This is a genomic window from Sulfitobacter sp. PR48, assembly GCF_028807335.1.
Classification (GTDB): domain Bacteria; phylum Pseudomonadota; class Alphaproteobacteria; order Rhodobacterales; family Rhodobacteraceae; genus Sulfitobacter.
On the sequence record NZ_JARAMM010000005.1, the window covers coordinates 187,386 to 207,276 of the forward strand.

General features: G+C 64.0%; 18 protein-coding genes and 1 riboswitch. Of the genes, 13 read left to right on the forward strand and 5 right to left on the reverse strand.

Features of this window, described 5'->3' with window-relative positions; genetic code table 11:
• Positions 1-2: 2 nt before the first annotated feature.
• The 4 genes from thiS to PVW51_RS08735 all read right to left on the reverse strand — a co-directional run bounded on the left by thiS (position 3) and on the right by PVW51_RS08735 (position 3,120).
• A complete protein-coding gene (gene thiS / locus PVW51_RS08720; protein WP_067298097.1) occupies positions 3-200 on the reverse strand; it encodes a sulfur carrier protein ThiS in 198 nt (65 codons plus the stop codon).
• Positions 184-1,179 (reverse strand): FAD-dependent oxidoreductase, encoded by a 996-nt coding sequence (locus PVW51_RS08725; RefSeq protein ID WP_274574585.1) that lies wholly within the window; start codon positions 1,177-1,179, stop codon positions 184-186. Before PVW51_RS08725 ends, thiS begins: the two co-directional genes overlap by 17 nt.
• A complete protein-coding gene (thiD, locus tag PVW51_RS08730; RefSeq protein ID WP_274574586.1) occupies positions 1,176-1,985 on the reverse strand; it encodes a bifunctional hydroxymethylpyrimidine kinase/phosphomethylpyrimidine kinase in 810 nt (269 codons plus the stop codon). The genes PVW51_RS08725 and thiD overlap by 4 nt, the downstream gene beginning before the upstream one ends.
• Positions 1,986-2,043: 58 nt before the next feature.
• A riboswitch (TPP riboswitch) is annotated at positions 2,044-2,144 on the reverse strand.
• Between the two features lie 121 nt (positions 2,145-2,265).
• Positions 2,266-3,120, reverse strand: a complete 855-nt coding sequence (locus tag PVW51_RS08735; RefSeq protein WP_274574587.1) for a LysR family transcriptional regulator — start codon at positions 3,118-3,120, stop codon at positions 2,266-2,268.
• Positions 3,121-3,214: 94 nt separating this feature from the next.
• Here PVW51_RS08735 and PVW51_RS08740 point away from each other — a divergent pair, with 94 nt between their 5' ends.
• Both PVW51_RS08740 and PVW51_RS08745 read left to right on the forward strand, forming a co-directional pair.
• Complete coding sequence (locus PVW51_RS08740) at positions 3,215-3,631, forward strand: ester cyclase (protein ID WP_274574588.1); 417 nt, start codon at positions 3,215-3,217, stop codon at positions 3,629-3,631.
• A gap of 1 nt (position 3,632) precedes the next feature.
• The gene (locus PVW51_RS08745; protein WP_274574589.1) at positions 3,633-4,688 is read left to right on the forward strand and encodes an SDR family oxidoreductase; all 1,056 of its coding nucleotides are present in this window, start codon (positions 3,633-3,635) and stop codon (positions 4,686-4,688) included.
• Between the two features lie 30 nt (positions 4,689-4,718).
• Here PVW51_RS08745 and PVW51_RS08750 read toward each other — a convergent pair whose 3' ends face one another.
• Positions 4,719-5,522 carry an NAD(P)H-binding protein gene (locus tag PVW51_RS08750; protein ID WP_274574590.1) on the reverse strand — a complete coding sequence of 268 codons (804 nt, stop codon included), beginning with the start codon at positions 5,520-5,522 and terminating at the stop codon, positions 4,719-4,721.
• A 71-nt stretch (positions 5,523-5,593) separates the two neighbouring features.
• Here PVW51_RS08750 and PVW51_RS08755 point away from each other — a divergent pair, with 71 nt between their 5' ends.
• From PVW51_RS08755 to PVW51_RS08805, 11 genes are all read left to right on the forward strand, one after another.
• Positions 5,594-5,998 (forward strand): winged helix-turn-helix transcriptional regulator, encoded by a 405-nt coding sequence (locus tag PVW51_RS08755; RefSeq protein ID WP_274574591.1) that lies wholly within the window; start codon positions 5,594-5,596, stop codon positions 5,996-5,998.
• Between the two features lie 223 nt (positions 5,999-6,221).
• Positions 6,222-6,806 carry an ANTAR domain-containing response regulator gene (locus tag PVW51_RS08760; RefSeq protein WP_114276893.1) on the forward strand — a complete coding sequence of 195 codons (585 nt, stop codon included), beginning with the start codon at positions 6,222-6,224 and terminating at the stop codon, positions 6,804-6,806.
• Positions 6,803-7,909: an ABC transporter substrate-binding protein gene (locus tag PVW51_RS08765; protein ID WP_269360528.1), complete on the forward strand. Its 1,107-nt coding sequence runs from the start codon at positions 6,803-6,805 to the stop codon at positions 7,907-7,909. The genes PVW51_RS08760 and PVW51_RS08765 overlap by 4 nt, the downstream gene beginning before the upstream one ends.
• A gap of 262 nt (positions 7,910-8,171) precedes the next feature.
• Positions 8,172-9,524, forward strand: a complete 1,353-nt coding sequence (locus tag PVW51_RS08770) for a CmpA/NrtA family ABC transporter substrate-binding protein (RefSeq protein WP_274574592.1) — start codon at positions 8,172-8,174, stop codon at positions 9,522-9,524.
• Between the two features lie 63 nt (positions 9,525-9,587).
• Positions 9,588-10,670, forward strand: coding sequence for an ABC transporter permease (locus tag PVW51_RS08775; RefSeq protein ID WP_037926870.1), 1,083 nt, complete (start codon positions 9,588-9,590; stop codon positions 10,668-10,670).
• A gap of 5 nt (positions 10,671-10,675) precedes the next feature.
• A complete protein-coding gene (locus PVW51_RS08780) occupies positions 10,676-12,355 on the forward strand; it encodes an ABC transporter ATP-binding protein (RefSeq protein WP_274574593.1) in 1,680 nt (559 codons plus the stop codon).
• Between the two features lie 3 nt (positions 12,356-12,358).
• A complete protein-coding gene (gene nirB, locus PVW51_RS08785) occupies positions 12,359-14,803 on the forward strand; it encodes a nitrite reductase large subunit NirB (RefSeq protein ID WP_274574594.1) in 2,445 nt (814 codons plus the stop codon).
• Entirely contained in the window at positions 14,800-15,135 is a 336-nt protein-coding gene (gene nirD / locus PVW51_RS08790; protein WP_269360520.1) for a nitrite reductase small subunit NirD, read from the forward strand. Before nirB ends, nirD begins: the two co-directional genes overlap by 4 nt.
• Complete coding sequence (locus PVW51_RS08795; protein WP_274574595.1) at positions 15,135-17,777, forward strand: nitrate reductase; 2,643 nt, start codon at positions 15,135-15,137, stop codon at positions 17,775-17,777. The genes nirD and PVW51_RS08795 overlap by 1 nt, the downstream gene beginning before the upstream one ends.
• Entirely contained in the window at positions 17,774-18,745 is a 972-nt protein-coding gene (locus PVW51_RS08800) for a glycosyl transferase family protein (protein ID WP_274574596.1), read from the forward strand. Before PVW51_RS08795 ends, PVW51_RS08800 begins: the two co-directional genes overlap by 4 nt.
• Positions 18,746-18,755: 10 nt before the next feature.
• On the forward strand, positions 18,756-19,856 hold the full coding sequence (locus PVW51_RS08805; protein WP_274574597.1) for an SAM-dependent methyltransferase: 1,101 nt from the start codon (positions 18,756-18,758) through the stop codon (positions 19,854-19,856).
• Positions 19,857-19,891: the final 35 nt, after the last annotated feature.

Here is a 19,891-nt window from a genome sequence, read left to right on the forward strand (position 1 = left end):
GCCTAGCCCCCCTGCATCGGGGCAAGGACCTCAACCGCATCGCCCGGCGAAAGCGCATGATCCGGGCGGGCCGGTGCGGGCACAAATTCGCCGTTTACGGCAGTGGCAACTTTGGCATCGCCAAAGCCTTCGGCCAAAAGCAGATCGGCCAGGGTCGCAACCTGCGCGTCGATCGGGGCTCCGTTAAGCAGCAGTTTCATCCATCACCTCAGGCGTTTTGTTGTCAATGATCAGATCGGCCACCATCCGCGCCAGCGCCGGGGCCAGAAGAAAGCCGTGCCGGAACAGGCCGTTGGCCCGGATCAGGTTTCCGTTGCGCCGGATGCGCGGCAGGTTGTCGGGAAAGGCAGGACGGCTATCAACGCCGATTTCCAGCACCTCGGCCTCCCCGAAGGCGGGGTTCAGCGCATAGGCGGCGCTGAGCAATTCCAGCAAGGCACGTGCGGTAACATACTTGCCTGCCTGCCCTTCGATCATCGTCGCACCCAGCATGAAAACACCGTCGCCACGGGGCACCAGATACAGCGGAACCCGGGGATGCAGCAGGCGGATCGGGCGCGATATGCTGACATCGGGGCAGGACAGAACCAGCATTTCGCCTTTGACACCACGCAGGTCACACAGTCTGTCCCTGGCCTGATATCCCCGGCAATCAATGGTCAGACCGCGTTGTGCATATCTGTCGGGGTCGGCATCTTCCTGAACAAATACCGCACCATCCGCCAGGAGACTGGCGCGCAATCGGGCAAGTGCGCGGCGGGGGGCAAGATGGGCCTCGCTCTCAAAGAACAATCCTTTGGTAAATCTTCCGCCCAGATCGGGTTCCAGGTCTGAAATCTCTGCTCCGCTCACATGGCGAAAACCCGTGGTGCGCCGGGCGAAGCGGGCAAGATCGGCTGTGTCGCGCATCGACGATACGACAAGCGAGCCGCACCGGTGGACCGCGCCGGTCTTGGCCTCCCACCAGTCTGCGGCTTCGCGTCCCAGCCTGACAACGGGTTCCTCGGCGCTTTCGCCTTCGCAGAACGGGGCAAGCATGCCGCCCGCCCACCAGGAACAGGCATGGGGGCCAATATCCTTGTGCCGGTCCACCAAGACCACACCGACCCCGCAATCCAGCAGTGTCCGCGCGACGCAAAGACCGGCAACGCCGCCCCCTATGATCGTGACTTCGGTCATTTCCATTGACCATGGAAGTGATGAACGGGGCCATGACCCTTTCCGATGTGCAGGGTATCGGCGGCCCTGATCGCCGCATGAAGATATCCGTGCGCCGCTTTCACGGCATCCTCAAGGTCGCGCCCCTGTGCAAGATAGGCTGCAATCGCGGCGGAATAGGTGCATCCCGTGCCATGGGTGTTGCGCGTGTCGATCCGGGGCGCGGCAAACGTCGCGACCAGGCCGCTTTCATTGACCAGCACATCGGTGCAGATGCCGCCAATGCTATGCCCGCCTTTCATCAATACGTTCCTTGGCCCCAACCCGACCAGCCGTTGCCCTTGTTGCACCATCTCTTCGAGCGTTGTGGCGGCGGTTGTGCCCAGCAACCGCGCGGCCTCCGGCAAATTCGGGGTGAGCAGGCCAGCCTGCGGCAGGATCTGCGTGATCAGGGCCGTCACGGCGGCATCCTGCAACAGCGCATCACCCGATTTTGCGATCATCACCGGATCAACGACACTCAACCCGTCGAACAAAGCCAGGCGTTCCGCGGTGGCCGCAACGATCGGTACGGAGAACAACATCCCCAGTTTGATCACATCGACATCCAGATCCGACAGGACCGCGTCGATCTGCGCGGCAACAACATCGGCGGGGATCTCATGCACCGCTGTCACGCCTGTTGTGTTCTGGGCGGTCACCGCGGTGATGACACTCGCGCCATAGGCCCCGGTTGCCGAGATCGCCTTGATGTCCGCCTGAATGCCAGCCCCGCCGCCACTGTCAGAGCCGGCAATGGTCAGGACAATCGGTGTGTGGTTCGTCACGGGCACGTCTCCAGGGTACGGGCGTGCCAACGCAAGAATGAGTTTTGTGCGATCTGTTTCGCACAATCTACCCGTTCCCTACGCCGGTATGACCCGGATCAGGTTCGACGGGTCGGTGCATGCACCTCTCAGCCCGGATGGGCCCCCCGACGGATGATTTCGTTATCGCTTCGTCGTCGCTGACGGGCGAAGCAATGCAATTCTGTGACATGGGTAGGACAGGATGTCGCGAACTTCAACAGCCGATTTTCCGGCCCCTCAGATCGCCGCGCACGGCACTTCAGCGCCCGCGCGCACCGGCCCGAAGCAACGTATCGCGCAGCACATCGAAAAACGCGCGCAGGTGGGGCTGGCGCAGGGTCTGGGGGCGGGTGACCAGAAACACATCCATCGGCGGCAGGTCTGCCGCGCCGAAAGGCTGCACCAGACCCGCCGCCAGCAGATCAGGCAGAACCGCCGCACCGTATCCGCTGGCGCAGGCCTGAAGCTGGGCCGAAAAGGAGGAGACCCGGAAACGCGAGGATACAAAGCCTGCTGCCCGTGCCGCGCGCAGATGGGGGGTCTGATCAAAGGGCGGCGAAAGGTCGATCATCGCGGCATCGCCCGGCCCGGCATTGGCAGGCAGGCGGCTGGCATATTCGGCCGCGCAATAGACGCCATAGGAAAGCGACGCGACCTTGTTGTAAATCAGCGATGGTTCGCCCAGGTGAATGGTGCGGACCGCGATATCGACACTGCCGCGCGCGACCTTTGTCAGGGTCGCATCCACCAAAAGATCGACACTGCATCGCGGATGCAGATCGATATAGCGGTCTATTGCCTGCGTCAGCACGGGCACGAAGCCGTCGCCTGCTGTGACCGTCACACCGCCGGACAATTCGCCGTTGCTGCTGACGGTCTGTTGCTGCAGATCGCGTTCAAGCCGCTCTGCGGTGGCGGTCAAAGCGGCCCCCCTTGCGGTCAGGCGCAGGCCCTCGACGCTGCGCTCGACCACGGGTTCGCCGATCTCTTCCTCCAGCCGGGTGATGCGCCGCGACAGAGTCGAGGCCGCCATGCCCAGAACCTGGCCTGCCTGCAGGAAACTGCCCCGCCGCGAGATGGCCAGAAGTACGCGAAGATCATCCCAATCGGTCATGGTTCATTTTGCATGCACGCAAAACGATTGTCCATTGCTGTGTGTTCTTGGAATGCGCTGCCCGTCGTAGATTGGACCGGCAAAGGAGACACAGATGCAAATCCCATTCAACTTTACCGACCGCGCCACCAAGGCATTCAACACACGTGACCTTGACGCGCTGCTTGCCTTGATGTCGGAAGATTTCCACTTCGTCGATCCGATGACCGAAACCCGTGGCCGCGAGGAGACCCGCATACGCGAACAGGCCTTGTTCGATGCCTTTCCCGATGTGAAGGTCCAGATGTCACCCATTGTCTGGAACAACCGGCATCTGGCAATGACCGCCGAGTTCACCGGCACCTTCACAGGGCCTTTCGCCATGGGGGGTCACATGATCCAGCCAAGCGGTAAGCCCTTCCGGTTCCGCTTTGCCGGGTTCTTCACCTTCAACGATGAACATGCGACCCACGAAGAGGTGTTTTACGACCGTATTGCCCTGATGCAGGCCCTTGGCCAGGACCTGGGCTGAGATGGTGGGACGCGACACAAAAGTTGCCTTCGTCACCGGGGCGACCGGGCTCTTGGGCAACAATCTGGTCCGCGCGCTGCTGGCAGAGGGGGTTCAGGTGCGGGGTCTGGCCCGCTCGGCCGGGAAGGCGCGGCAGCAATTCGGGGCGTTGGAGGGGCTCGACATCATCGAAGGCGACATGCAGGACATACCGGGGTTCGCCGGGGCCCTGGCAGGCTGCGACACGCTGTTCCACACCGCGGCCTATTTCCGCGACAGCTACTACGGGGGCAGGCACTGGGAGATGCTGAAGGCGATCAACGTCGATGCAACCGGCCAGCTTCTGACGGCGGCGCATGAGGCCGGTATCCGCCAGATCGTGCATACCAGTTCCATTGCCGTGGTGGACGGCAAAAAGGGACAGGTGGTGGACGAAACCATGAAACGGCCCGCCAAGGGTGCGGATGATTATTACCGGTCCAAGATCCTGTCGGACCAGATTGTCATGGCACATCTGGAGAAACATGCCGACACTTTCGGCGTTTTCGTCATGCCCGGCTGGATGCACGGACCGGGTGACCGGGGGCCAACTGCGGCAGGGCAATTCACCCTGGACTTCATGCAGGGCAAGCTGCCCGGCATCCCGCCTGCCACCTTTGCCTTTGTCGATGCGCGCGACGTGGCCCAGGCCGAGATCCGCGCGCTGCGGCAAGGCCGCAGGGGCGAGCATTATCTGGCCGCCGGGCGACATGTGGCGATGGCAGAGCTGATGCAGCTTTACGAAAAGACCACCGGCGTCGCCGCGCCAAAGCGGCGGATTCCGGCAGCCGCCCTCTGGCTGATCGCGGGCATGCAGGAGGGCGTGGCCCGCCTGACCGGCCGCCCGGCCCTGCTGAGCCTCGCTGCGGTGCGCAACATGCGCAAGGAATTTGACCACAGCCGTTTTGATCCGGCCAAGTCGCGCTCGGAACTGGGGCTGTCGTTCCGCCCGATGGCGCAGACCATTGCCGACGAAGTCGCCTGGTACCGGGACAATGGCATGTTGCCTGCCGGTTCCGGGCGCGCGCGCCGGGCATGAACGGGCGCACCCGGAACACGGCTGTTTCGCTCAGGGCTGGGCCATCGCCTGCGCCACCGCGCTGGCAATTGTCAAAGCGTCCTGCGGCTCTGCCACCAACTCAACAAGATCGGTGTTTTCGACCGCAAGGTATCCGGCGGTTGCGGCGGAGGCGATGGACATCAGCATCGGGGCCTGGAAGGGGAGCAACGGCATCTGCCCAAGCAGTTCCCGCTCTGCCTCGAATGTATTCGGGACATATGGAACACCGAGGGTCCCGGCGATGTCCGCCGCCGAAATCGCCGACGTCCCGGCAAGCTCGTAGCTGCGGCCGACATGGGCATCCGGCGCCTTGAGCACGCTCACCGCAGCGGCGGCCAGATCGTTGCGCGCAACGGCAGAGATGCCCCCGTTCCCGAATGGCGTGGTGATCTTCCCGCCGCGCGGAGCCACAAGCGCACCGACCAGTTCGGCGTAAAGTCCGTTGCGCAGAATGGTCCATTTCATCCCGCTGGCCTGCAGCGCGCGCTCGGTCCAGCGGTGCGCCAGTGCAAAGCCGAGATGCGCGCCACTCGCGTGCAGACTGCTGTAGATGACATGGCCGACACCCTGCGCACGCGCCGCTTCCATCACGGCGCCGTGACGGCGCATGACGACATCGTCCTCGGCATAGCCGGCCGAGGTCAGGAAAAGCGTGTCGACGCCGGAAAAATCCAATGTTTCGGGGTGGTCGAAATCCATTTGCCTGTCGGCCTCCGGCGCGCGACTTGCGGTCCGCAGGTCCAAACCTGCCTCACTGGCCTGGTGTGCAATTTGCGAGGCGAGTTGCCCCGAACTGCCGGTAATCAATATCATGATGCTTCCTTTCCGTGTTGGTTCCCGGCTAACCTAGGGAGGCCATCAGGGGCACGTAAGGAGGCACTTGGATGTCGGTTACGAACACGGTTGTGCGCAGGGCATCGTTGGAATCCTGCGGGTCGGACGACCACGAAGATTGCGGGCTGGAGCTGATCCTGGTCCGGTTGGGCGAGCAATGGACGGTCAGGGTCCTGGCGGAACTGGCAGGCGGACCGCTGCGCTACCGGGTGCTTGAACGGGCGCTGGATGGCATTTCCCAGCGGATGCTGACCCTGACCCTGCGGCGCCTGGAACGTGACGGCCATCTGCTGCGGCATGTCGAGCCGACCGTGCCGCCCAAGGTCACCTATGAACTGACGGAACTGGGCCATGCCTTTGCGACGCAGGTCGCGACGCTGGTGGAGTGGAGCCGGCAACACAAGGAGGCGATCAATGCTGCCCAGGATACATTTGACGCGTCGGGACGGGACTGACCGGCAGCCCGCATGGCGCCCTGCCCCCTCCATTTCCACAGGCTGAACCAGCGCGCCACACCGGTTCCGGGCGGAGTTGGCTGAAAGTTGGTTTATTGCTGACGCGTTGGATATGCACATGTGAAATGCATAACGCCCAATCCATAGGCAGAGTGCTGAAAAGCGGCCCGGATCGGTTGAATTCAAATTGCGTCGCATTCCTCTGCGTGATGACGTCCGGCCCATGCAGCGGATTCTCAAGATCATCATCGTTGAAACAGACCCCTCGCGCGCCGCGTTGATCGAGGAAAGCCTCGCGCATGCGGGGCAGTACGAATTGCTAACGATCACCGATATGTCCCGGCTGACGGCGGCGATTGCGGATCATAATCCGGATATCATCCTGATCGATCTGGACAATCCCTCCCGCGACTCGCTTGAGGAACTGAGGCTCGCCTCGGCCCCGTTGGAACGCCCGGTGGCCTTGTTCGTTGATCAAAGCGACGCAAACCTGACCAAACTCGCGATAGAGGCGGGTGTTTCCGCCTATGTCGTCGACGGGTTGCGCGCGGATCGGTTGAAACCGATCATTGATGCCGCTGTGGCCCGCTTCACCATGTTCCGCCAGATGCGCAACGAATTGGCGACCACCAAACGCGCCCTGGAAGAACGCAAGGTGATCGACCGGGCCAAGGGCTTGCTGATGAAGGCCCGAGGCATTGATGAGCAAGCCGCCTATGACCTGTTGCGGCGCGCGGCGATGGATCAGGGCCGCAAGGTCTATGACGTTGCCGAGGCGCTGGTGACCACTGCCGGGCTTTTGTCATGACCGCGAAGCTGCCCGTCGCATTCTTGCCGCTGATCGACGCCGCGCCGCTGATCGTTGCGGTCGAGCTGGGCTTTGACAGGGACGAAGGGATCGCCCTGGACCTGAGGCGGGCGCATTCTTGGTCCAGCCTGCGCGATATGGTGTCCTTTGGTCAGGTCACGGCAGCGCAGATGCTGGCACCGATGCCGGTGGCAACGGCGCTGGGGCTTGTTGGCACCGGTGCGGCGCTTGCCAGCGTTGCGGTGCTGTCCACCAATGGCGAGGTCATCGGCGTCAGCAACGCCATGGCGCAGCGCATCCGCGACACCGGATACAGCTTTGCCACAGGATTTGGCGATGCCCGCGCCGCCGGACAGGCGCTGATCGCTGCAGCAGACGGGCCGCTCCGGATCGGCGTGCCCTTTCCTTTTTCGATGCATGCAGAGCTTTTGTACCATTGGCTGACCGCCCTGGGCCTGCCCGCCCCCGCCGCCGTCGACATCCGCACAGTGCCGCCACCGCTGATGGCCAGTGCCCTTGCGGCGGGCGAGCTGGACGCCTTTTGCGTGGGCGAACCCTGGGGGTCGATGGCGGTTGAAACCAATGCGGGGGCCCTGTTGCTGCCCGGCAGCGCGATCTGGCCCGGCGCGCCGGAGAAGGTGCTGGGCGTGCGGGCGGACCTGGCCGACGCCAGCCCCGAGCCACTGCGCGCGATGATCCGCGCCCTGTGGCGCGCGGGCGAGTGGCTCAGCGATCCGCAAAGCCGCACGACCGCCTGCGCGTTCCTGTCCCGGCGCGACTATGTCGATGTTCCCGCCGAGATGATCGACCGCGCCCTGTCCGGTCATCTGACCCTCACGTCACGCGGTGACAGCCGGATCGTGCCCGACTTTGTCGGTTTTGCCCAGAACACCCCGCAGCAAGACCATGCCGCCTGGATCGCCGGACGTCTGGCCGCGCGGCTGGGGCTGGACCGGGCCACCGCGCGCCAGGCCGCAATTGCCACCTGGCGCACCGATCTGCACGACACGGCGCTGCGGGCGATTCCCGGTTACAGCCCGCGTCCGGATGCGATGACGCATTCATTTGATGGTCAAGAATTCAGCCCCTCCCTGCAGGAGTGACCGAAAATGCAGCAGATTTCCGCTGCAACGCAGAAAACTGCCTTTCTGCGGCCGCAAATTCCCCTTCGGTATTGATTTAACCCTCTGCTTTTCCCAACCTGAAGCTCAGGAAGACAATGGCGTCTTCCGAAATCCAATTCCCAAAGTCCGGGTAATCCGAGCACAGCCGCTCGACCCCTCGTGCATGCGCATGGGGCTGGTCAGCGGTTATTTTCGTTTGTCCGGGGCGCCTGCCTTCCGGATCACACAAGGGACAAAGTACATGAACAGACTTGCGACCTGCCTACTCGCCTCCACCCTGCTGACCGGCCCGGCCTTTGCCGAGATGCTGGCGCTTGAAAAGGATGAACTGACACTCGGCTTTATCAAGCTGACCGATATGGCCCCGCTCGCGGTGGCCTATGAGAACGGCTATTTCCTGGATGAGGGGCTCTTCGTCACGCTTGAAGCACAGGCAAACTGGAAAGTGCTTCTGGACGGGGTGATCGGCGGTCAGCTGGACGGGGCGCATATGCTGGCCGGTCAACCGCTGGCAGCGACCATCGGCTATGGCACGCAGGCCCATATCATCACCCCCTTCTCGATGGACCTGAACGGCAATGGCATCACCGTTTCCAATGCGGTCTGGGAAGAGATGAAACCGAATATCCCGACCAATGCCGACGGGTTGCCGCAGCATCCGATCTCGGCAAAGGCGCTGGCCCCGGTGGTGGAACGCTACAAGGCCGATGGCAAACCCTTCAACATGGGCATGGTCTTTCCGGTCTCGACCCACAATTACGAGCTGCGCTACTGGCTGGCTGCCGGCGGGCTGAACCCGGGTCTTTACAGCCCCGATGACACCTCGGGGCAGATTGGCGCGGACGTATTCCTGTCCGTCACCCCGCCGCCGCAGATGCCCGCCACGCTGGAGGCCGGCACGATCGACGGCTATTGCGTGGGCGAGCCGTGGAACCAGCAAGCGGTGGTCAAGGGCATCGGCGTGCCGGTGATCACCGACTATGAGCTGTGGAAAAACAACCCGGAAAAGGTATTCGGCATCACCGCCGAATTTGCCGAGCAAAATCCAAACACCACACTGGCCCTGACCAAGGCGCTGATCCGCGCCGCCATCTGGCTGGACGAGAACGAGAATGCAAACCGCGAGGCCGCGGTCGAAATCCTGAGCCGCCCGGAATACGTGGGCGCCGATGCCGAGGTGATCGCCGCCTCGATGACCGGCACCTTCGAATATGAGCCAGGCGATGTGCGCGAGGTGCCCGATTTCAACGTCTTCTTCCGCTACAACGCCACCTACCCGTTCTATTCGGACGCGGTTTGGTATCTGACGCAGATGCGCCGCTGGGGCCAGATCGCCGAAACCAAGGACGACACATGGTTCGATGAAACTGCGCGTTCGGTTTACCGCCCCGACATCTATCTGGATGCCGCACGCCTGCTGGTGGACGAAGGCAATGCCGCCGAGGCCGATTTCCCCTGGGACAGCGACGGCTACAAGGCGCCGACACCCGCCGCAGATGTCATCGACGGCATCCCCTTCGATGGCAAAGCGCCCAACGCCTATATCGACAGCCTGCCCATCGGACTGAAGTCCGGTGAGGTTGCCGGTGGCTGACCCTTCCGCACCGCCCTGCCTGCGGGGCGGTGCCTCTTTCCCTTTTACGTACCGGAGACCGCAATGACAGTCGTCGATCCCGATCACCTGGACACCAAGCACAAAGAGGCGCGCCGCGCCGTCTGGTTCACCCGCATCAACAAGGCAGACGCCTGGTTTTCCGTTCTTGGTCTTGCCTGGCTGACCCCCCTGCTCAAGGCCGCGGCGGGCGACAATCCGCGCGGACAGATGCGCGATGTCTGGCGGCTGCTGGGTGTGCCGCTGTTGTCCATCATCGTCTTCCTGATGCTCTGGGCCACCCTCGCCCCGCGTGTCGTCACATCACTGGGCGCGATCCCCGGCCCCGTTGCGGTCTGGGAACAGGCCAAGGAGCTGAACGCGGATGCCATCGACAAGCGCGCCAAGGCAGCAATGTTCCACGAGCGGCTGGACCAGCGCAACGCGCGGCTGATCGAAGCCGGGCGCGCGGATGAGGTCAAGCAGATCGCCTATACCGGCGCGCCCAGCTATTACGACCAGATCTGGACCTCGATCAAGACCGTGTTCTTCGGTTTTCTGGTGGCCTCGGTGGTTGCGATCCCGCTGGGCATTGCTGCGGGCCTGTCGCCCACGGCCAATGCGGCCCTGAACCCGTTGATCCAGATTTTCAAACCGGTGTCGCCATTGGCATGGCTGCCGATTGTCACCATGGTGGTATCGGCGGTCTATGCCACCAACGACGGGATGTTCTCCAAATCCTTCCTGGTCTCCGCGATCACCGTGACGTTGTGTTCCCTCTGGCCCACGCTGATCAACACCGCCCTTGGCGTCGCCTCCATCGACCGCGACCTGATCAGCGTCAGCCGGGTGCTGAAGATGGGCCCCTACGCCAAGATCACCAAGCTGGTTCTGCCCTCGGCGTTGCCGCTGATCTTTACCGGACTGCGGCTGAGCCTTGGCGTGGGCTGGATGGTGCTGATCGCGGCGGAAATGCTGGCGCAGAACCCCGGCCTTGGCAAATTCGTCTGGGATGAATTCCAGAATGGATCGTCGCAATCGCTGGCGCGCATCATCGTGGCGGTGCTGACCATCGGCATCATCGGCTTCCTTCTGGACCGGGTGATGTACGCGATGCAGTCGTTCTTTACCTTCTCGGCGCAGCGGTGAGCGGCATGGGTATTCTTGAATTCAGGAACGTGAACAAAGGCTTTGGCGAAGGCACGCACCGCGCCGAGGTTCTGAAAAACATCACCCTGAGCGTGAAGGAGGGCGAGTTCCTGGCCATCCTGGGGTTCTCCGGCACTGGAAAATCCACCCTGATGAACCTGATCGCTGGGCTTGAGATGCCCGACAGCGGCACCTTGACCTTTCGGGAGGCGCCGGTCACGGGGCCGGGACCGGACCGGGGTCTGGTCTTTCAAAGCTACAGCCTGATGCCCTGGCTGACCGTGCGCGGCAACATCATGCTGGCCATCGAAGCGGTGCACAGCAAGCTGTCGAAGCCCGAAAAGATTGCCAAGGCGGATCATTACATCACCATGGTTGGCCTTGCACATGCCGCGCACCGCCGCCCGGCGGAACTGTCGGGGGGCATGCGTCAGCGGGTGGCCGTGGCGCGGGCGCTGGCGATGGAGCCTGACCTGCTGCTTCTGGACGAGCCGCTGTCGGCACTCGATGCGTTGACCCGCGCCAATCTGGCCGATGAGATCCTGGAGATCTGGGAGGCCGACAAGAAGACCTGCGTCCTGATCACCAACGACGTGGACGAGGCGATCCTGCTGGCCGACCGCATCATCGTGCTGAACCCCGACGGCACGCTGGCAGCGCCGATCCCGGTGACCATCCCGCGCCCGCGGAACCGTGACGCGATGAACCATGATGCGGGCTTCAAGAAGCTGCGCGCAGAGGTCACGCAATACCTGATGGATGTGGGCATTGCCGCCAAGGTTGCCGAAACACGCCACCTGCCGGACGTGAAACCGGTTCACCAGATGATCCCGGCTGCCGTCCGGGGCGCCCGCGAAGGCATGATCGAGCAGCGGTTCCTCGACTTCTCTCAGCTGCACAAGGTCTATCCCACGCCCAAAGGGCCGCTGACGGTGGTCGAGGATTTCGACCTCAAGGTAAATCAGGGCGAATTCATCAGCCTGATCGGCCATTCCGGCTGCGGCAAATCCACCGTGCTGACCATGGCGGCCGGCCTGAATGACATTTCCCAAGGCGCGATCAAGCTGGACGGCCGCCACGTCGAGGGCGCCGACCCGGAACGTGCCGTCGTGTTCCAGTCGCCCAATCTGTTCCCCTGGCTGACCGCCAAGGAGAACGTCGCGATTGGCGTGGACAAGGTCTATCCCCGGGCGAGCCAATCCGAGCGGCAGGAGGTGGTCGAATACTACCTTGAACGCGTGGGGCTGGCCGATGCGATGGACCGTGGCGCGCATTCCATGTCGAACGGGATGAAGCAGCGCGTCGGCATCGCGCGGGCCTTTGCCCTCAGCCCCAAGCTGCTGTTGCTGGATGAGCCATTCGGGATGCTGGATTCCCTCACCCGCTGGGAGTTGCAGGAGGTGCTTATGGAGGTCTGGTCGCGCACCAAGGTGACGGCGATCTGCGTCACCCATGACGTGGACGAGGCGATCCTGCTGGCGGACCGCGTCGTGATGATGACCAACGGACCGCAGGCCACCATCGGCAAGATCACCGATGTAAAGCTGCCGCGCCCGCGCACCCGCAAGGCGCTGCTGGCCCACCCCGATTACTATGCGTACCGGCAGGAAGTCCTCGACTTTCTGACTGAATACGAACATGGCGCGAAGCCCGCGCCCAAGCCAAAACCCCTTGCGGCGGAGTAAGTCATGACCAGAAATCTGATTGTTATCGGTGCCGGAATGGCCTCGGGCCGGATGCTGGAGCATCTGTTTGAAACCCAGCCCGGCGTGTGGAACGTCACCCTGTTCAATGCCGAGCCGCGCGGCAACTACAACCGGCTGATGCTCTCGCCCGTGCTGGCGGGGGACAAGACCTATGCGGAGATCGTCACCCATGATGCCGATTGGTACGAAAGCCACGGTGTCACCTGCCGTTTTGGCGAAAGGGTGCTGCGGATCGACCGCGAGGCGCAGGTCGTTGTCGGTGAGAACGGCGCGGTGCCCTATGACCGCGTCGTCATCGCCACCGGATCGAACCCCTTCATGATCCCCCTGCCCGGCCATGACCTGGAGGGTGTCATCCCCTACCGCGATCTGGACGACACCGAAACGATGATGGCCCTGGGTGCCAGACCCGGCGCGCGGGCCATCGTCATCGGCGGCGGCCTGCTGGGGCTGGAAGCCGCCGCAGGCATGAAGGCGCAGGGCGTCGATGTGACGGTTATTCACGTCATGGGTCACCTGATGGAACGCCAGCTGGACGAGGCCGCAGGCTATCTGCTGAAAAAGTCGCTGGAGGAGAAAGGCATCAATGTCCTGACCTCGGCCAATTCTCAGGAAATCCTTGGCACCGACGGGCGCGTCAGCGGGTTGCGGCTGGACGACGGCACCGAATTGCCCTGTGACCTGCTGGTCATGGCGGTGGGCATCCGTCCGAACGTGGCGCTTGCGCAGGAAGCGGGACTTGCGGTCGGGCGCGGCATCCATGTGGACGATGCCATGGTCACCTCCGACGCCAATATCCTGGCCCTGGGCGAATGTGTGGAACATCAGGGCGCGGTCTTCGGCCTTGTTGCCCCGCTTTACGATCAGGCCAAGGTCGCCGCCGAAACCCTGGGCGGCAGGCCAGCGGCCTTCACCCCGAAGGAGGTGGCAACCAAGCTGAAAGTCACCGGCTGCGACCTGTTCAGCGCGGGCGATTTTGCCGAAGGCGAGGGCCGCGAAGACATCGTTTTCCGCGACCCCGCGCGCGGCGTCTACAAACGGCTGGTGCTGGAAGGATCCCGGCTGATCGGTGCGGTCATGTATGGCGACACCGGTGACGGCGCCTGGTTTCACGGGCTGATCAAGGACCACAGCGACGTGTCCGACATGCGCGACACCTTGATATTCGGACCAGCGTTTCAGGGGGGTGCCCCCTCGGACCCTTTGGCAGCCGTTGCAGCCTTACCGGGTGACGCAGAAATCTGCGGCTGCAACGGCATTTGCAAATCCACCATTGTCGACGCAATTAACGGCGGCGCCACCACGCTGTCCGATGTGCGCGCCCAGACCAAGGCCAGCGCCTCCTGCGGGACATGCACCGGGCTGGTCGAACAGGTCATGGCACTGACACTTGGGGACGGGTTCGAGGCGCAGACCGTCAAGCCGATGTGCCCCTGCACGCCGCTGACCCATATGGACGTGCGTCGCCTGATCAAGTCACGCGCGCTGAAGTCCATGGCCGCCGTCATGCAGGAATGCGGCTGGACCACCTCCTGCGGCTGCGCCTCCTGCCGTCCGGCGCTGAACTATTACCTGCTGTGCGACTGGCCCGGCGAATATCAGGACGACGATCAAAGCCGTTTCGTGAACGAGCGGATGCATTCGAACATTCAAAAGGACGGCACCTATTCCGTCGTGCCGCGCATGTGGGGAGGCATCACCACCCCGGACGAGCTGCGCGCGATTGCGGATGCGGCGGATAAATACGCGGTGCAGACCGTCAAGGTGACAGGCGGCCAGCGCATCGACCTGCTGGGCGTCAAGAAACAGGACCTGCCCGACATCTGGGCCGATCTGAATGCCGCAGGCATGGTCAGCGGTCAGGCCTACGCCAAAGGCTTGCGCACGGTGAAAACCTGCGTCGGCAGCGATCATTGCCGCTTTGGCACACAGGACAGCACCGGCCTTGGCATCCGCATGGAAAAGGCGCTGTGGGGGTCGTGGACACCGGCCAAGGTCAAGATGGCGGTGTCGGGCTGCCCGCGCAACTGCGCCGAAAGCACCTGCAAGGACGTGGGCGTGATCTGTGTCGACAGCGGCTATGTGCTGCACATCGGCGGCGCTGCGGGGCTGCACATTCAGGGCACCGAGGTGATGTGCACCGTTAGGACCGAGGACGAGGTTCTGGAATACACCGCCGCGGTGGTACAGCTCTACCGTGAAGAGGCCGCCTATCTGGAACGGATGTACAAGTGGATGGACAACGTCGGACTGGATCACATCGTCGAACGGGTCGTGACCGATGCCGACAGCCGCCGCGCACTGGCCGACCGTTTTTACTACGCGCAAAAGTTCATGCAGCAGGACCCCTGGGCGGAACGTACCAAACCGGCCTATCGCGCGCTCTATGCGCCGCTGGCCGATCTTACCCTGGAGGCTGCGGAATGACCGACTGGACAGATATCGGCGCACTGGAAGACATCCCCGAACGGGGTGCGCGCATCATCAAGACCCACATCGGCTGCATTGCCATCTTTCGCACCGCCGAGAACGAAGTCTTTGCCATCGACGACGCCTGCCCGCACAAGGGCGGACCGCTGAGCGAAGGTATCGTGCATGGCAGATCCGTCACCTGCCCGCTGCACAACATGGTGCTGCGGCTGGACACCGGGCTGGCGCAGGGCGCCGACAGCGGTGCGGTCAATACCTATGCCACGCGGATCGACGGTGGGCGCATCCTGCTGGATACCACGCAGCTGCGCCGCGAGCGGGTGGCCTGATGGACGGATCGGCGCATCGCGAAGAGCTGCGCACCACCTGCGCCTATTGCGGCGTCGGATGTGGCGTTCTGGTGCGGCCCGATGGCAAGGGCGGCCTGTCGGTGCGCGGCGATCCGGAGCATCCGGCCAACTTCGGACGGCTGTGTTCCAAAGGCACGGCGCTGGGGGATACCCTGTCGCTGGACGACCGGCTGCTGTCACCGCGCGCCTTTGGCGCAGATACCGATTGGGACAGCGCCCTTACACTGGTCGCGGACCGGTTTTCGTGCAGCATCGCGGAGCATGGCCCGGATTCGGTCGCCTTCTATGTCTCGGGGCAGTTGTTGACCGAGGATTATTATGTCGCCAACAAGCTGATGAAAGGCTTCATCGGCTCGGCCAATATCGACACCAATTCCCGTCTCTGCATGGCCTCGACCGTGGCGGGGCAAAAACGCGCCTTTGGCACAGATACCGTGCCCGGCACATATGAGGACCTTGAGCTGGCCGATCTGGTGGTGCTTGTGGGCAGCAACCTGGCCTGGTGCCATCCGGTCCTTTACCAGCGCCTTGCGGCGGCCAAGGCCGCGCGCCCCACGATGAAGGTCGTGGTGGTCGACCCACGCCGCACCGCCACCTGCGATCTGGCGGACCTGCATCTGGCCCTTGCGCCGGGCAGTGACGTTGCCCTGTTCAACCGTCTGCTGGCCGCGATCCATGAAGGCGGCGCGCTGGACCCGACCTATCTGAACCATGTCGACGGCTTTGAAGAGACCTTGCAGGCGGCACAGGCACAGCGCGCGGAGGTGACCGACCTGCCCGCAGAGCAACTGGCTGCCTTCTGCGCGATGTGGCTGCGCACCGAGAAGGTCGTGACCGTGTTCAGCCAGGGTGTGAACCAATCCTCCTCCGGCACTGACAAGGTCAATGCGATCATCAACTGCCACCTTGCCACAGGCCGTATTGGCAAACCGGGGATGGGGCCGTTCTCCGTCACTGGCCAGCCCAATGCCATGGGCGGTCGCGAGGTCGGTGGCCTGTCCAATGCGCTGGCCTGTCACCTTGACCTCGAAGACGCGGGTCACCGCGCGCTGGTTGGCGAGTTCTGGAAAGCCCCTGCCATGGCCGAGGGCGCAGGGCTGAAGGCGGTTGACCTCTTCAGGCAGGTACGGGCCGGCCGGATCAAGGCGCTGTGGATCATGTGCACCAACCCCGCCGTCTCCATGCCGGATGCCGATGCGGTGCGCGAGGCGATTGCGGGCTGCGATTTCGTCGTGGTCAGCGATGTGACAGCCCGGACCGATACGGCGCGGCTAGCCCATGTGCTGTTGCCGGCAACCGGCTGGGGGGAGAAAGACGGCACCGTCACCAATTCCGACCGCACGATCAGCCGCCAGCGCGCTGTGCTGCCCGCCCCCGGCGCGGCCCGGCCCGATTGGGCCATCATCTGCGACGTGGGCCGTCGCATGGGCTGGCCCGAGGCGTTTGACTTTACCACCCCGGCCCAGATCTTTGACGAACATGCCAGACTGTCGGGTCTGGCCGCCGCCACGGCGGGGCGCGATTTTGACATATCCGGGCTGACCGGGCTGGGGGCCGACGGCTATGCCGATCTGGCACCCACGCGCTGGCCCGTGACCAAGCAGGGCAGCACCGAACGGTTCTTTGCCGATGGCCGGTTCTTTACTCCGCAGGGCCGCGCCCGGATGATTCCCGTGACCGCCCGTGCGCCCATGGCCCGTACCGGCCCGCGCTACCCTTTCGTGCTGAACACCGGCCGCATCCGCGACCAATGGCACACGATGACCCGCACTGCCAAAGCTCCGCGCCTGAACCAGCACCTGGGCGAGCCCTTCCTGGAAATTCATCCGCTGGACGCTCGGGCGCTTGGCATCGCGCCTGCTTCACTGGTCGCAGCCACCAGCCCGACAGGCCGCTGCATCTTGCGGGCGCTCATTACAGACCGGGTGCAGCGTGGGCAGGTCTTTGCCCCGATGCACTGGACCGGCGAAACCGCCCCCACCGGGCGCATCGACGCGCTGGTCCCCGGCGTCGTGGACCCGTTGTCGGGCCAGCCCGAAAGCAAGGCTGCCGTGGTGGCGCTTGCCCCCCATGATGCCGCCTGGTTCGGCTTTGCGGTCAGCACCGGCGCCCTGACCCCCGACTGCAGCTATTGGGCGCGCAGCCGCGTGACCGGCGGCTGGCGGGCGGAACTGGCGGGCGACATCGCAACGCAGGACTGGGAGGCCGAGGCGCGCCGCCTGTTCGCCCTGCCCCATGCCCGCTGTCAATCCGTCGCGGACCCCGCGACCGGCACCGCGCGCCTGGCCTTTCTGGACCCCGACAACCGCCTGCTGGCCGCATTGTTCGTTTCGCCCAAGCCAGTGACACTGTCGCGCGACTTTCTGGCCGCGCAGCTGGGGCAGGTTGCCGGAACTCCGCTGTCGGGACGCCCCGGTGCCGATATGCCGGACCCCGGCCCCGTGGTCTGTGCCTGTCTGGGTGTCGGGTTGAACACCATCGGTGCCGCCATCGCAAGCGGACAGGCAACAACCGTCGCGCAGGTGGGCGAATGTACCGGCGCGGGGATGACCTGCGGCTCCTGCCGCCCGGAAATCGCCGCTCTGCTGGCCGGTGCCAGACAGGTGGAGGCCGCAGAATGACCGAACCCACCGCACTGGCACCCTATGTTGCCATCCTTGGTCGCGGACAGGGCCGCGCGCGGTCGCTGACGATGCCCGAGGCGCGGGCGGCAATGTCGGTGATCCTGTCGGGGGATGCCGCCCCCGAAGCCATCGGCGCGATGCTGATGCTGATGCGGATGAAGGGCGAGGTCGCCGAAGAAATCGCCGGGCTGACCGACGGGGCGCGGGCCGCACTTGCGCTCTGGACAGGGCCCGCCCCCGCTGTTGACTGGCCGTCTTATGCCGCCGGGCGCACCCGTGGGCAGCCGTGGTTTCTGGCCGCAGCGAAATTGGTGGCCCAGGCGGGCTATCCGGTGCTGATGCACGGCTGGAATTCACATCAGGCGACGGGGGCAAGCGTACGTGCCGCGCTCGCCGATGTTGGTATCCCGCAAGTGCCATGGGCCGACGCCCCCGGAACACTGGCGCAAACCGGTATTGCCTATGTCCCGCTGGAAGCGCTTTGCCCTGCTCTGCTGAACCTGTTGCGCCTGCGTGATGTTCTGGGCCTGCGGTCCTGCATCAACACCGTGCTGCGCATGTTGAACCCGGCCAACGCGCCAATTGCCTTGCAGGGGGTCTTTCATCCCTCCTACCGCGAATTGCAGCGCGATGCGGCGCTGCTGCTGAACCAGCCCGGCCTGCGCGTGCTCAAGGGTGGTGGCGGCGAGTTCGAACATCACCCGACCAAGGACATCACCCTGCACGGATTGCAGGACGGCGCCATCTGGGAAGGGCAGACCGGCACGGTGCTGAGCGGCCACCAGCGCCTGTCCGAAACCGACAGCACATTGGCCGATGTCTGGCAGGGCCGCATCCAGGACCCGTTCGCCATGGCCATCATCATCAGCACCGCAGCCCTTGCGCTGGAGGCCTGCGGCATTGCCGACCCGGCCCGGCTGGCACGGGACCTGTGGCTGCGCCGCCACGACGCCAAAGCCGCCTGAGGGGACCATCATGCACAGCTTTCCCATGTTCATCCGCACCACAAACCGCCGCGTTGTGATTGCGGGCGGTGGGGAGCAGGCCGCGCAAAAGGCGCGCCTGATGCTCAAGACCGATGCAAAGCTGGTGCTGCTGGCACCGGTCCTTGACGTTGAACTGGCGGATCTGGTGGCGACAGGGCGTGCGACACAGGATGCCGGGCCCTTCACACCGGAACATTTTGCCGATGCGGCGCTTGTCTTTATCGCGAGCGGTTGCCCCGGCCTCGATGCGGCGCTGCATGCGCTCGCAAAAGCAGCGGGGGCGCAGGTCAATGTGGTGGACCAGCCGTCGCTTTGCGACATGACCACGCCGTCACTGGTGGACCGCGATCCGGTGGTCGTGGCCATTGGCACCGAAGGAACCGCCCCGGTGCTTGCCCGCCGGATCAAGACAGAGGTCGAGCAGATGCTGGACCCCCGGCTTGGCAGCTTTGCAGCCCTTGCCGGGCGGCTGCGCGGCGCGGTTGCGGCACATATCCCAAAACCGGACCGTCGGGCATTCTGGCGATGGGCATTTGCCGATGCCCCCTGGCAGTTGCACAAGACCGGACAGGAACGCGCCGCCGCCGATCTGCTGAAACGCACAATTGCAACAAAAGAGGTGCCTGACCGGCAGGGTCAGATTGCATTTGTGGGCGCTGGCCCCGGTGCGCGCGATCTGCTGACCCTCCGTGCTGTCGAGCGTCTGCAAGAGGCCGATGTGATCTTCTACGACGGGCGTGTCGATCCTGATGTGCTGGAACTCGCCCGCCGGGATGCAGAGCGTGTTTTTGTGGGGAATGTCCCTGGCACGCATATCTGGCCAGGGGAACGCATCAGCAGATTGATCCTGGCCGAAGCCGCCAAGGGCCGCCGCGTCGTCCGCCTGGAATCCGGCGACGCGGGCATTTCCGGTCATGCCAAAGAAACATTGGACGCCGCCACCGCCGCCAATATCCGCGTCGAGATTGTTCCCGGTGTCACGGCGGCAAGCGCCCTTGCCGCCGCCTCAGGTCAGCAGCTGAGCGGGGGAAGAGACCCGCAACCTGCCTTTCGCTCGGCAATCGCTGCCGGGCAGAACATTGGCGTTTGACCTGAAGTCAGAATGACAAAAGCGCCTTTCCGGCG